Origin of the sequence: Thiohalobacter thiocyanaticus (assembly GCF_003932505.1) — a bacterium.
GTDB classification, from domain to species: domain Bacteria; phylum Pseudomonadota; class Gammaproteobacteria; order Thiohalobacterales; family Thiohalobacteraceae; genus Thiohalobacter; species Thiohalobacter thiocyanaticus.
Window position 1 is genome coordinate 2145244 of record NZ_QZMU01000001.1, and the last position, 12630, is coordinate 2157873.

General features: G+C 64.9%; 15 protein-coding genes. 9 read left to right on the plus strand and 6 right to left on the minus strand.

Features of this window, described 5'->3' with window-relative positions:
• Positions 1-20 precede the first annotated feature (20 nt).
• Together D6C00_RS10090 and D6C00_RS10095 are read left to right on the plus strand one after the other, a co-directional pair.
• Entirely contained in the window at positions 21-896 is an 876-nt protein-coding gene (locus D6C00_RS10090; RefSeq protein ID WP_125181608.1) for a PfkB family carbohydrate kinase, read from the plus strand.
• Positions 889-1239, plus strand: coding sequence for a Rieske (2Fe-2S) protein (locus D6C00_RS10095; RefSeq protein ID WP_125181609.1), 351 nt, complete (start codon positions 889-891; stop codon positions 1237-1239). The genes D6C00_RS10090 and D6C00_RS10095 overlap by 8 nt, the downstream gene beginning before the upstream one ends.
• A 61-nt stretch (positions 1240-1300) precedes the next feature.
• Here the strand turns inward: D6C00_RS10095 and D6C00_RS10100 are convergent, their stop codons facing one another.
• From D6C00_RS10100 to D6C00_RS10110, 3 genes are all read right to left on the minus strand, one after another.
• Positions 1301-1489: a hypothetical protein gene (locus D6C00_RS10100; protein ID WP_125181610.1), complete on the minus strand. Its 189-nt coding sequence runs from the start codon at positions 1487-1489 to the stop codon at positions 1301-1303.
• Positions 1490-1678: 189 nt separating this feature from the next.
• Entirely contained in the window at positions 1679-2401 is a 723-nt protein-coding gene (nfi, locus tag D6C00_RS10105) for a deoxyribonuclease V (RefSeq protein WP_125181611.1), read from the minus strand.
• Positions 2398-2688, minus strand: a complete 291-nt coding sequence (locus tag D6C00_RS10110) for a DUF6763 family protein (RefSeq protein WP_125181612.1) — start codon at positions 2686-2688, stop codon at positions 2398-2400. The genes nfi and D6C00_RS10110 overlap by 4 nt, the downstream gene beginning before the upstream one ends.
• A gap of 209 nt (positions 2689-2897) precedes the next feature.
• Between D6C00_RS10110 and djlA the strand changes: the two genes are divergently transcribed.
• Positions 2898-3716 carry a co-chaperone DjlA gene (gene djlA / locus D6C00_RS10115; RefSeq protein ID WP_125181613.1) on the plus strand — a complete coding sequence of 273 codons (819 nt, stop codon included), beginning with the start codon at positions 2898-2900 and terminating at the stop codon, positions 3714-3716.
• Between the two features lie 217 nt (positions 3717-3933).
• On the opposite strand, the gene D6C00_RS10120 is transcribed toward djlA, so the two are convergent.
• Both D6C00_RS10120 and D6C00_RS10125 read right to left on the minus strand, forming a co-directional pair.
• Positions 3934-4389 carry a CopD family protein gene (locus D6C00_RS10120; RefSeq protein ID WP_125182437.1) on the minus strand — a complete coding sequence of 152 codons (456 nt, stop codon included), beginning with the start codon at positions 4387-4389 and terminating at the stop codon, positions 3934-3936.
• A gap of 13 nt (positions 4390-4402) precedes the next feature.
• Complete coding sequence (locus tag D6C00_RS10125) at positions 4403-5209, minus strand: DUF3530 family protein (RefSeq protein ID WP_125181614.1); 807 nt, start codon at positions 5207-5209, stop codon at positions 4403-4405.
• 143 nt (positions 5210-5352) lie between these two features.
• Here D6C00_RS10125 and rpe point away from each other — a divergent pair, with 143 nt between their 5' ends.
• From rpe to trpC, 6 genes are all read left to right on the plus strand, one after another.
• On the plus strand, positions 5353-6039 hold the full coding sequence (gene rpe / locus D6C00_RS10130; protein WP_125181615.1) for a ribulose-phosphate 3-epimerase: 687 nt from the start codon (positions 5353-5355) through the stop codon (positions 6037-6039).
• A 125-nt stretch (positions 6040-6164) separates the two neighbouring features.
• Positions 6165-6845, plus strand: a complete 681-nt coding sequence (locus D6C00_RS10135) for a phosphoglycolate phosphatase (RefSeq protein WP_125181616.1) — start codon at positions 6165-6167, stop codon at positions 6843-6845.
• 250 nt (positions 6846-7095) lie between these two features.
• Entirely contained in the window at positions 7096-8580 is a 1485-nt protein-coding gene (gene trpE, locus D6C00_RS10140) for an anthranilate synthase component I (RefSeq protein WP_125181617.1), read from the plus strand.
• A gap of 339 nt (positions 8581-8919) precedes the next feature.
• On the plus strand, positions 8920-9498 hold the full coding sequence (locus D6C00_RS10145; protein WP_125181618.1) for an anthranilate synthase component II: 579 nt from the start codon (positions 8920-8922) through the stop codon (positions 9496-9498).
• A 175-nt stretch (positions 9499-9673) separates the two neighbouring features.
• On the plus strand, positions 9674-10705 hold the full coding sequence (gene trpD / locus D6C00_RS10150; RefSeq protein ID WP_125181619.1) for an anthranilate phosphoribosyltransferase: 1032 nt from the start codon (positions 9674-9676) through the stop codon (positions 10703-10705).
• Positions 10702-11502: an indole-3-glycerol phosphate synthase TrpC gene (gene trpC / locus D6C00_RS10155; protein WP_125181620.1), complete on the plus strand. Its 801-nt coding sequence runs from the start codon at positions 10702-10704 to the stop codon at positions 11500-11502. The genes trpD and trpC overlap by 4 nt, the downstream gene beginning before the upstream one ends.
• Positions 11503-11896: 394 nt before the next feature.
• On the opposite strand, the gene crp is transcribed toward trpC, so the two are convergent.
• Entirely contained in the window at positions 11897-12541 is a 645-nt protein-coding gene (gene crp / locus D6C00_RS10160; RefSeq protein WP_241546847.1) for a cAMP-activated global transcriptional regulator CRP, read from the minus strand.
• Positions 12542-12630: the final 89 nt, after the last annotated feature.

The following is a 12630-nucleotide window of genomic DNA, read 5'->3' on the forward strand; positions in this document are numbered from 1 at the left end:
ATTGGGTAAACTGCGCGCCCATGGCCCGCATCCTCGCCGTCGGCATCGCCACGCTCGATATCATCAATCAGGTTGACGTCTATCCGCCCGAGGACAGCGAGGTGAGAGCGCTGGCCCAGCGCCGGGTGCGCGGCGGCAACGCCACCAATTCCCTGGTGGTGCTGAGTCAGCTCGGGCATGACTGTGCCTGGGCGGGCGTGCTGGTGGATGAACCCGATGCGGCGCCCATTCTCGCTGAACTCGACCGCTATCGGATTGATTACAGTCACTGCCGCCGGCTGGCGCGCGGCAAGATGCCCACTTCCTATATCCTTCACAGCCGTGCGACCGGCAGCCGCAGCATTGTGCATTACCGCGACCTGCCCGAATACGATCTGGAACATTTCCGCCGCATCGACCTCGAGACCTTCGACTGGGTGCATTTCGAGGGTCGCAACCCGGAGGAGACCGAAGGCATGCTCAGGCACCTGCGCACGCAGCGTCCGGACCTGGCGGTGTCCATCGAAATCGAGAAGCCACGTCCCGGTATCGAGCGGCTGTTCCCCCATGCCGATCTGCTGTTGTTCGCGCGCGATTACGCCTGGGCGCAGGGCTATGCGGATGCCGCCGCACTGCTGCGCGGCGTCGCCGCGCAGGCGCCGGAGCGGGACCTCGTGTGCGCCTGGGGCGAGGCCGGTGCCTGGGCCCTGGATCGGGACGGGGGCGAACATCACAGCCCGGCCTTTGTCCCGCCGCGGCTGGTCGATACCCTGGGGGCGGGCGATACCTTCAATGCCGCTGTGATCGACGCCCGGCTGCACGGCGAGGACTGGTCGGCGAGCCTTACCCGGGCCTGCCGGGTGGCCGGGGCGAAGTGCGGCCGCGAGGGTCTGCACGGAGTGAATTGCGATGACTGAGACCCGTCTGTGCCGGTTCGAGGAGCTGAAAGATCCCGACAGCCGCGGCTTCGAGGTCGAGCTGGACGGCGTGACCGAGTCCATCCTGGTGGTGCGCCGGGGCGGGGCGGTATACGGCTATGTCAATCGCTGTCCGCATGCCGGTAGTCCGCTGGACTGGATGCCCGATCAGTTTCTCAGCCTCGATCAGCGCCATATCCAGTGCGCGACCCATGCTGCCCTGTTCAGCATCGAGGCAGGCGAATGCGTGGCCGGGCCCTGTGTGGGGGATCGGCTGACGCCGGTTAGTCTGGGTGTGGTCGACGGCTGGGTCTGTCTGGTTGGAAATACAGGAACCCGATGACAGACGATAAAAAAACCCGCCTTGACGGCGGGTGAAGGAGGATTCAATCCAATTCCTGTGCTCAGCTCAACCAGCGTTCCAGTGTGCGGCGTACCAGTTCGGGGTCGGGGCGTTCCGCTACGGGCCGGAGGTGTTCCTGCAACTGCAGCGCCGGTGCTGGCCACTGTGATGCCGGCGCCTGCGTTTCGGCCTCGCGTGCCGCGGCGATGGATTCCAGCTCTGTTCCTTCCTGCATGTCCAGTATCAGCATGATGTACCTCCTGGTATGGCCGGATCTGCCCTTCGTAGAGTTTAGCGGCCTGACAATATCAAGGTTGAGGCGGGGACGGGCGGTTTCAAGGGTGTTGTCCTCAAGGGGCTGAATACGGGTGGTATTTTGTTGAGGGGTGAGGAGTGAGGCATGCTGGATGGGGGAAGGATTTGCGCCGCATCCCATCATTCAGCCGCGCCGCGATGGGTTGCGTTGCGCTCCACCCATCCCGCCCTCGCCGGCCTTCTCCTCCGACGCCAGCCGGTGCGCCGCGCGCGTGGTCTCGGGCAGGCGGTAGCGGGGGGCGCAGGCCAGGACATACCCGATCGCAGTGGTCAGACTGATGCGGTGGCCGATGGAGACGAACAGCGGCCGGGTGCGGGCACGGGTGCGCAGTGCGGCGCCGATGATCTCGTCGCCGTCATACAGCGGAGCCCAGTCACCGCGCGCGGGCCCGGGTTCAATGTGGCGGCCGATCAGGCGTGACTTGGCCACGCCGATGGTGGGTATGCCGCTCAGCACGCCCAGGTGACAGGCCAGGCCGAAGCGGCGCGGATGCGCCAGGCCCTGGCCGTCGCACAGGATCAGATCGGGTGGCGTGTGCAGCCCGTCCAGTGCCTCCAGCAGCGCCGGTACCTCGCGAAAGGACAGCAGGCCGGGGATGTAGGGGAAGCGGGTCGGGCGCCTGAGCAGCAGACGCTCGCATACGTCCAGCCCGGGGTAATCGAGTACGACGACGGCGGCGCGGGTCACGCGGCCACCGGCCTCGAAGCCGATGTCGGCGCCCGCCACCCGGCGCACCGGATCGAGACGGTCTTCACGGATGACTTCATGCGCCAGTTCGGACTGAATCTGCCGGGCCAGGGCCGGGCTGACGGCCCAGGGGTGGACCGGGGAGGGTGTCGGGGTCACTCCAGACTGTCGAGGGGGTTGGTCCAGCCGTCGTGGCGGGACAGCTCCAGGTCCACGCCATAGTCCTCACGGTCGATATCCAGCGACCCCGACCAGTCCTCCGGCGGCTCGCCCGGCACGATGGGCAGTTCCCGCCAGGCGTCCATGTCCAGCTCCTCGACCGTGCCGTCGAAATACTGGATCTCGACGGTCTGATCGTCGGGGTCGACGGCTACGATCTCGAACTGATCGCCCGTTTCAGTCACCTGGTACCAGTCACCGATGCGGGGATCGAACTCGGTTGCCATGTTCGCTTACCTCTGCCTGGGTTAGTATGAGGACGTTTTCGCCACAGGTTCCGTTAACATTAGGACCTGCCGGCAGCGCGCGCAAGCTGCAACCCGGAGACTGATGCAATGAAGGTCGTAATGCTTGATTCGGCTGAATTTTATTTCGTGTCCTGCCCCCTGGGCCGGGCCCGCGCCGGCCACCGTGACCGCTTCCGGAGCCGCATGCCATGAGCTGGTGGGGGAAGCTGGTCGGCGGTGCCTTCGGCTTCATGCTGGGCGGACCGCTGGGGGCGTTGCTGGGCGGGGCCCTGGGGCATCAGTTCGACAAGGGCCTGCACGGCATGGCCCAACTCGGCTACGACGGCCCGGGGCCGGGCGACCAGGCCCGGGTGCAGACCGCCTTCTTCACCGCCAGCTTCGCCGTCATGGGTCATATCGCCAAGGCCGATGGTCAGGTCTCGTCCAACGAGATCTCGCTGGCCGAAGCGGTGATGGATCGCATGCGGCTCTCGCCCGAGATGCGCCGGACCGCCATCCGGCTGTTCAATGAGGGCAAGGCGCCCGACTTCGATCTGGAGGCGGTGCTGGAGCAGTTCCGGCGTGAATCCCATCGGCGCCGCCACCTGCTGCAGATGTTCCTGGAGATCCAGCTGCATGCCGCCTATGCCGACGGCAGCATCGATCCGGCCGAGACGCGCATTCTGGATCGTATTCGCCAGCGGCTGGGTTTTTCCCGGCATGAATTCGAGCACCTGGAGAACCTGGTCAAGGCCGCCCGCTTCTTTACCGGTGAAGGCGCGCGCGCCGGCGCCGGCGTACCGCCCTCGCACAACCGCCTGGCCGAGGCCTACAAGGTGCTGGATGTCGCCAGGACCGCCACCGATGCCGAGGTCAAGAAGGCCTACCGGCGGTTGATGAACCAGCATCACCCCGACAAGCTGGTCTCCAAGGGTCTGCCCGAGGAGATGATCGAGATGGCGACCGAGAAGTCGCAGGAGATTCGCGCGGCCTACGATACTGTTATGGAATCACGCGGGAAGAAGTAAGGGCGGCTGGAGCGAAGAGCCCTAAACCGTCAAGGCGACGAAGGCGCGCAAAGCCTATCAATGCAAGGATGCCGTTACTCGAAGAACAAGGGCGTCATGCTTGATCTCGGGAACTCTATGGTCACAACGACGTCCGGACTGCACTCATTATTTTCCTTAGCGCGCCTTCGTCGCCTTGGCGGTTCGAGGTTTTTTTGCGTACCTCGGCAGCATGACTCTACATATACCGCCCCGCCGCCACGATCACCACCAGCACCAGACCCAGCGAGAGATTGATGCCGATCAGCCTGCGGATCATGGCCAGTTGCTGTCCCCCGGCCGGCCAGTCGCCGGCGGCCACGGCGCGTTTGAGCCGCTTGTAGGGGGCGAAGAAGACGTGCAGGAACAGCAGGATCATCAGCCAGCCCAGGCCCTGCATCAGGTGAATGTGCAGCCCCGCCCGGCCCATGCCTCCGAAGACGTCGAACAGCATCCAGTAGCCGGTCACCGGCAGCAGAATCACTGCCAGCCACACCCAGGGGAAGAACCTGGCAAAGGTCTGCGACCACAATGGCAGGCGCAACGGCGGCTCCAGCAGGCTGGCCGCCACCGGGCGCAGCGCCATCCAGGCGAAGAACATGCCGCCGATCCAGATTACGGCGGCCAGCAGGTGCAGGCTGATCAGTACGGGCATCAGGGTCATGGTCTCATTCCTCTTGTTCGAGTTTGTCGGAGGTGGTCTCGAGCCAGCCGCGCACCCGGCGCACCAGGGTATCCTCCAGGCCGGTGAAGAAGTGATTGGCGCCGCTGATCTCGAGCTGACGGTAGGCTGTGTTGCCGGCCCGGCGGGCGGCGCGGGCGCGCGCCTCGCGGTCGGCCAGCACGCTGTCCAGGTCGCGGCTGCCGAACAGGTCCAGCACCGGCAGCGTGAGCTGCTCCAGATGGGCGAGGCTGTCCAGGTGCGGGTCGTCGCGGCTGCCGCCCATGCCGATCAGCACCAGCCCGTCCGGCTGCAGGCCGGTGTCGCCGGTCAGGCTGGCGGCAGTCATGATGGCGCCCAGGCTGTGGGCGGCAATGAAGACCGGGCCCTCGGTCCGGTCCTCCAGCCAGGTCAAAGCGGCGCGCAGGCGCGGTGCGGCCTCTGGCACCAGCGGGGCATAGTCGGTCGGGGCCGCCGCGTTGGGCAGTACCGGCATCTGCACCGACAGGGTGGCCCAGCCATGCTCCGGCAGCCGCACCCGCAACGGGTGGATCACCTCCTGCCAGTCGGGATGGGCACCCATACCGTGGACCAGGATCACCGCGCCCTTCGGCTCGCCGGTCAGATCCGGAGTATGGATGGCCAGAAACTGCGCATCGTCCGCTTCCAGCCAGACCGCCTCGCCGTCGATCAGCATGCCCACGATCTGGTCGGCCCAGCGCTGTTCCTTGGCGCGGTCGCCGGCAGCGATGGCCGCCGGTGCCGTCAACAGCAGGCCGCAGGCCAATAAAAACAATCCCTTGAACTGCTTCATGCCGCCGTCTCCAGGGTCCGTGGATGCCGTACCCGGTTGATTTGAAGGGTAAAGGCTGAAAATCGGTTGGTATTGCGGTACAGTGCGCAACTTTATTCGCCCAGGCGAGCTGACTGCAACCAAAGTTTCAGGGGATTAACACCATGGCTGATTACATGATCGCACCGTCCATCCTGTCGGCGGACTTCGCCCGGCTGGGCGAGGAAGTGGACAATGTGCTCAAGTCCGGCACCGACATCGTGCACTTCGATGTCATGGACAATCACTATGTGCCCAACCTGACCATCGGTCCGCTGGTCTGCGAGGCCCTGCGCAAGCATGGCGTGACCGCGCCGATCGACGTGCACCTGATGGTCAAGCCGGTTGACCGCATTGTGCCGGATTTCGCCGCCGCGGGCGCCACCTACATCACCTTCCATCCGGAGGCCTCCGATCACGTCGACCGCACCCTGCAGCTGATCAAGGCCGAGGGCTGCAAGGCCGGCCTGGTGTTCAACCCCGCCACCCCGCTGGATTATCTGAAGTATGTCATCGACAAGGTCGATATGATCCTGCTGATGTCGGTCAACCCCGGTTTCGGCGGCCAGAGCTTCATCCCCAGCGCCCTGGACAAGCTGCGCGAGGCGCGCAAGCTGATCGACGCATCCGGCCGCGACATCCGTCTGGAGATCGACGGCGGGGTGAAGGTGGACAACATCCGCGAGATCGCCGCCGCCGGCGCCGATACCTTCGTCTCCGGCTCAGGGATTTTCGGCAAGGGTCAGGATTCGGACCCCAACCGCTACGACGGCATCGTCAAGCAGATGCGTGACGAACTGGCCAAGGCCTGAATAAAAAAACACTGAACCGCAAAGGCGCGCCAAGGCGAACAAGGACAGAATATTATTCTGCGTAATCCTTCGCGCGCCTTCTTCGCCTTCGCGGTTCAGGCTTTTGAAGTTTGAATGAATACAACATGATTAAGAAACCCGAAATGATCCTCATCGACGTGGACGGCACCCTGGTGGACAGCGTGCCGGACCTGACCTGGTGCGTCGACGAGATGATGAAGCAGCTCGACATGCCGGTCCACGGCGAGGCGAAGGTGCGCAACTGGGTCGGCAATGGCGTGGAGCGGCTGGTGCGCCGCGCCCTGATCGGTCGGCTCGAGGGCGAACCGGACGCGGCCCTGTTCGAGCGTGCCTACCCGATTTTCCTGAAACTCTACGCCGAGAACACATCAAAGCGCAGCCTGCTGTATCCGGGGGTCCTCGAGGGCCTGGATTATCTCAGTGCCGCCGGCTACAAGATCGGCTGTGTGACCAACAAGGCCGCTCGCTTCACCGAGCCGCTGCTGCGCGACCTGGGTGTGGCGGACTATTTTGCGATCATCGTCAGCGGTGATACGCTGCCGCAGAGCAAGCCGGATCCGGCGCCGCTGCTGCACGCCGCTGAATTCTTCGGCGTCAAACCGGGGCGGTCGCTGATGGTGGGCGACTCGGTCAGCGACGTGAAGGCTGCGCGCGCGGCGGGCTTTCAGATCGTGTGCATGAGCTACGGCTACAATCACGGCGAGGATATCCGTGACGCCGACCCGGACGCGGTGATCGACGCCCTCACCGAGATCCGGAGCCTGCTGGAACAACAGGCGGCATGAGTCGCGTAGGTCGGGTTGGTCCGAGAGGGCGTAACCCGACGCGGTCCGTCGCTCAATGTCGGGTTTACACTGCGCTAACCCGACCTACACAGATCGACCTGCTCAAATAGTGTCTCTGGTAGTTAACATTAACTTTAGATAAAAATATCCAACCCATGAAGACCGATTCGACAATCCAGCCCCGGCGATGGCGTAAGTAAGACGTCAGCCGTACCGCTGTATCCGTTGAATCCGTCTCTTGAGGTGTCTGATGGACATTGCCCGCTTCCGCGAGCTGGCCCGCGAGGGCTATAACCGCATCCCGCTGGCCCGGGAAATCCTGGCCGACTTCGACACGCCGCTCAGTACTTATCTGAAACTGGCCGACGGGCCCTATTCCTATCTGTTCGAGTCCGTGCAGGGCGGCGAGAAGTGGGGCCGCTATTCCATCATCGGGTTGCCCTGTTCCCGCGTCATCCGCATCCGGGGGCATGCCGTTACCACATATGTCGACGGCGAGGAAGCCGCCACCGAGACCGTGACCGACCCGCTGACCTGGATCGCCGATTACCAGGCGCAGTTCCGGGTGCCGGAGATCGAGGGGCTGCCGCGCTTCACCGGCGGCCTGGTCGGCTACTTCGGTTACGACACCATCCGCTACATCGAGCCGCGCCTGGCCGAGTGTCCCAATCCCGATATCCTGCAGGTGCCGGACATCCTGCTGATGGTGTCCGAGGAGGTGGCGGTCTTCGACAACCTGCGCGGCAAGCTGTTTCTGATCACCCACGTCGCGCCCGACAGCGAGGATGCCTATGCGCAGGGCCAGGCGCGCCTGGACGCGCTGGTGCAGCAGCTGGACCGCCCGCTCAGGCACGCGGTCAACGCCGGCTCGACCGCGGTGGAGGAGACCGATTTCATCTCCGGCTTCACCCAGGCCGGCTTCGAGGCGGCGGTCGACCGCACCCGACAGTACATCGTCGACGGCGACGTGATGCAGGTGGTGCTTTCCCAGCGCCTGTCCATTCCGTTCAGGGCCCGGCCGCTGGATCTGTACCGGGCGCTGCGCACCCTCAACCCCTCGCCCTACATGTTCTACCTGGACCTGGGGGATTTCCATGTGGTGGGCTCCTCGCCGGAGATCCTGACCCGGCTGGAGGATGGGGTGGTCACCGTGCGACCCATCGCCGGGACCCGCCCGCGCGGCGCCGACGAGGCCGAGGACCAGCGGCTCGAGGCCGATCTGCTGGCCGATCCCAAGGAACTGGCCGAACACCTGATGCTGATCGATCTGGGCCGCAACGACGTGGGACGCATCGCGAAAACCGGCAGCGTGAAACTGACCGAGAAGATGCTCATCGAGCGCTACTCGCATGTCATGCATATCGTCTCCAACGTCACCGGCGAGTTGCGCGCGGGGATGAGCGCCATGGACGTGCTGCGTGCCACCTTCCCGGCCGGCACCGTCAGCGGCGCGCCCAAGATCCGCGCCATGGAGATCATCGACGAACTGGAGCCGGTCAAGCGCGGCGTCTATGCCGGCGCGGTCGGCTATCTGGCCTGGAACGGCAATATGGACACCGCCATCGCCATCCGCACCGCCGTGATCAAGGACGCCACCCTGCACATCCAGGCCGGCGCCGGCATCGTGCACGATTCCGTTCCCCGCAACGAATGGGACGAGACCATGAACAAGGGCCGCGCCATCTTCCGCGCCGTGGCCATGGCCGAGGCGGGGCTGGATGGGGGGCACAGATAGCGGTTATTAACGCAGAGGACGCGGAGACGCAGAGGCGCTAAGGAATGCGCGTGCATGAGAACAGGATTTCGTCCGAATGTTGATAGACTCCCATGCGCCTCTGATGCGGCAGAGAATATCGCGCGTCATGAATAATTTAGGGGCGCCATGATGATTCCGTCATCCCCGCGAAGGCGGGGATCCAGACACCGCTGCGGTCACTGGATTCCCGCCTTCGCGGGAATGACGGCGTCTTTGTCATAGTGGCCGGTATTCCCGGCTGCTGTGTAATCAGGGATTCCTTATAGTATTCTCTGCGTTCTTTGCGCCCTTGCGCCTCTGCGTTGAACAGGTTTCCCCATGCTGGTAATGATCGACAACTACGATTCCTTCACCTACAACCTGGTCCAGTACCTGGGCGAGTTGGGGGAGGACGTGCGGGTGTTCCGCAACGACCAGGTCACGGTGGCGGAGATCGAAGCCCTGCAACCGGATCACCTGGTGATATCGCCGGGCCCCTGCACGCCCACCGAGGCGGGCATCTCGGTCGAGGCGATCAAGGCCCTGGCCGGCAAGCTGCCGATCCTCGGCGTGTGCCTGGGGCACCAGAGCATCGGCCAAGCCTTCGGCGGGCACATTGTTCATGCCGGGGCCATCATGCACGGCAAGACCTCGCAGGTGTATCACAAGGATATGGGCGTGTTCCGGGGGCTGCCCAGCCCGCTGGAGGCGACGCGTTACCATTCGCTGGTGATCGACAAGGAAAGCCTGCCCGAGTGTCTGGAAGTCACGGCCTGGACCCTGGATGAGGCCGGCGGGCTGGACGAGATCATGGGCGTGCGCCACCGGGAGCTGCCGATCGAGGGTGTGCAGTTCCATCCCGAGTCGATCCTGACCGAGCACGGCCGTGCCATGCTGCGCAATTTCCTGGAAACCTGATGGTGGTCTGGAACCCGCAATAAACGAAGAGCGCCACGGAATACACGGAAAACACGGAATGTTTGTTTGTCATCGCCGAGGCGCTGCGCGCCTGGCGATGAGAGGGGTCAGCAATGAATTTTTCCGTGTATTCCGTGGCGCTCTTGAGTTTTCTGAGAGTGAAGGGGATGAATTGATGGACATGCAATCGGCCATCCGCGCCGTGACCGAAAAACGCGACCTCAGCCGCGATGAGATGAGCGCGGTCATGCGCCTGATCATGACCGGCCAGGCCACGCCGGCCCAGATCGGCGGCTTTCTGGTCGGCCTGCGCATGAAGGGCGAGACGGTCGACGAGATCGTCGCCGCGGCCCGGGTGATGCGCGAACTGGCCACCCGGGTCGAGGTGGCCGGCCCGCACCTGCTGGATACCTGCGGCACCGGCGGCGACGGCGCCGGCACCTTCAACATCTCCACCGCCACCGCCTTTGTCGCCGCCGCGGCCGGGGCCCGGGTGGCCAAGCACGGCAACCGTTCGGTCTCCAGCAAATCGGGCAGCGCCGATGTGCTGGAGGCGGCCGGGATCAACCTGGATCTGAGCCCGGCCCAGGTCGCTGCGTGCGTGGAAGAGGTCGGGGTGGGCTTTCTGTTCGCGCCCCTGTATCACGGCGCCATGAAGCATGCCATCGGCCCGCGCAAGGAGATGGGCGTGCGCACCCTGTTCAACGTGCTGGGGCCGCTGACCAACCCGGCCGGCGCACCGCATCAGGTATTGGGCGTCTATGATCGCGCCTGGCTGCGGCCGCTGGCCGAGGTGCTGAGGGAGCTGGGCAGCACCCATGTGCTGGTGGTGTATGCCGGGGACGGCATGGACGAGATCAGTATCGGCTCGGAGACCCGCATTGCCGAACTCAGGGACGGCGTGATCGAGGAATACCTTATCGAGCCGGAGCAGTTCGGCCTGGTGCGGGGCGATGTGAGTGTCCTGGGCGTGGACAGCGCCGAACAGAGCCTGGCGATCATCCGCGGCGTGTTCGCCGGCCAGGCCGGCCCGGCCCGCGACATCGTCCTGCTCAATGCCGGGGCGGCCATCTATGCCGCCGACCTGGTCGACTCGCTGGAAGCCGGCGTGAAGCGCGCGGCCGAGGTGATCGACGCCGGTCAGGCCGCCGACCGGCTCGACGCCCTGGCCGGGTTCAGCCGCAGTCTGACGGACACCCCGGCATGAGCCCGGAGGTGCCGGACATCCTGCGGCGGATCCTGGCCCGCAAGGCCGAGGAGGTCGCCGAGCGCCGGCAGCGGCTGCCGCTGGACGAGCTCGAGGCCGGGCTGGCGTCCGCCCCGGCGGTCCGCGGTTTCGCCGCGGCGCTGGAGGCGCGCATTCAGGCCGGCCGGGCCGCCGTCATCGCCGAGATCAAGAAGGCCTCGCCCAGCCAGGGCGTGCTGCGTGCCGATTTCGATCCCGCTGCCATCGCCGCCAGCTATGCCCGCCATGGCGCGGCCTGTCTGTCGGTGCTCACCGACATCGATTTCTTTCAGGGCGCGGATGACTACCTGCAGCAGGCGCGCAATGCCTGTCCGCTGCCGGTGCTGCGCAAGGACTTCATGCTCGATCCCTACCAGGTGGTCGAGGCCCGCGCGATCGGCGCCGACTGCATCCTGCTGATCGTCGCCGCGCTCGAGGACGCGCGGATGCAGGAACTGGCCGCGCAGGCGCAGGCACTGGGGATGGATGTGCTGGTGGAGGTGCATGATGCCGCCGAGCTGGAACGCGCCCTGAACCTGCCCTGCCGGCTGATCGGCATCAACAACCGCGACCTGCGCAGCTTCGATGTGAGCCTGGATACCACCCTGGAGCTCCTGTCCGGGATCCCCGGCGACCGCCTCGTGGTCACCGAGAGCGGCATCCACACCCCGGCCGACGTCGCCCGCCTGCGCGAACACGGCGTGCACGCCTTCCTGGTCGGCGAGGCCTTCATGCGGGCGGAGGAGCCTGGGGCGAAGCTGGCGGAGTTGTTCTCTTGAGTTTGGTGGTAGGGAACGCAGAGAACGCAAAGGCGCGGAGACGCAGAGAAAAACCCAGGAAAAACTCGACTATTCCCTCTTCCCGTCATTCCCGCGAAGGCGGGACAAAAGCGCGGAGCGCGTTGAACGCCGGCACGGCGGCCCGTAGGGCGAGCGCAGCGAGTAATCCAGTGGCCGTGGCGGTATCTGGATCCCGGCCTTCGCCGGGATGACGGGAAATACGTACCGGTTGACGCGGGTTTCTCTTGTGTTGAGTCTTGTAGGTCGGGTTAGCGTAGCGTAACCCGACAGTGCTCGGGTGCGGCGTCGGATTACGCCCTTCGGGCTAATCCGACCTACGAGACGGTGTTCATCCGTGTCAATCCGTGGCTGAAGTGCCACCAGGATGTCGGGTCTACCGCGTCCCGAACACCACGATGGTCTTGCCCTTGGCCGTGATAAGGCCCTGTTCCTCCAGGCTCTTGAGTACTCGCCCGACCATTTCGCGCGAACAGCCGACGATGCGGCCGATTTCCTGGCGGGTCACCCGGATCTGCATGCCGTCGGGATGGGTCATGGCGTCCGGTTCCTTGCACAGGTCCAGCAGGGTGCGGGCCACGCGGCCGGTGACGTCGAGGAAGGCCAGATCGGTGACCTTGCGGCTGGTGGTGCGCAGCCGGGCCGCCATCTGGGTGGCGAGCGCAAACAGGATCTCGGCGTCCTCCTGGGCCAGCTGGCGGAACTTGGCGTAGCTGATCTCGGCCAGTTCGCACTCGCTGCGGGTACGCACCCAGGCACTGCGGGTGACATTCTCGCCGAACAGGCCCATCTCGCCGAAGAAATCGCCCTTGTTGAGGTAGGCGAGGATGATTTCGTGACCCTCGTCGTCCTCGTTGAGCACCGTCACCGAGCCTTCCACGATATAGTAGAGCACGTCAGGGGCGTCGCCGGCGTAGATGATCACGCTCTTGGAAGGATAGCGGCGCCGGTGGCAGTGCTCGAGGAATCTGTCGATGGACGGATTTCCGGTGGATTTTATTGGCTTGTTTTCCATAGTCATGCCGGCTTATCGGGCTTGCGCCCTATCTCCTTGAGAGGCTGAGACTATACAGTCTAGGGCAGGTCCTGTGGGCTGTCGATCTGTGATAG